This window comes from Frankia sp. Mgl5 (assembly GCF_023242985.1).
In the GTDB taxonomy this organism is placed as follows: Bacteria; Actinomycetota; Actinomycetes; order Frankiales; family Frankiaceae; genus Parafrankia; species Parafrankia soli.
In genome coordinates, this window is the sequence record NZ_JALKFY010000374.1 from 1 (window position 1) to 232 (window position 232).

Annotated in this window: 1 pseudogene; it reads left to right on the plus strand. The window is 58.2% G+C overall.

The features are described 5' to 3' along the window. Positions 1 to 232, plus strand: a pseudogene (locus MXD62_RS40470) (acetaldehyde dehydrogenase); the annotation flags it as partial.

The following is a 232-nucleotide window of genomic DNA, read 5'->3' on the forward strand; positions in this document are numbered from 1 at the left end:
GCGGCAAAATGCACACAGGAAGCGGCGCGAATCGTACGAGAAGCGGCAGAACGGGCAGGCGCACCGCAAGGATTGATTCACTGTATTTCTATCCCGACTTTGGCGGCTACAAATGAATTGATGACGCATAAGTTGACAGACGTGATCCTGGCTACCGGCGGCCCCGGCATGGTGAAGGCAGCCTACAGCTCGGGGAAACCTGCGTTCGGGGTAGGGCCTGGCAATGTTCCGG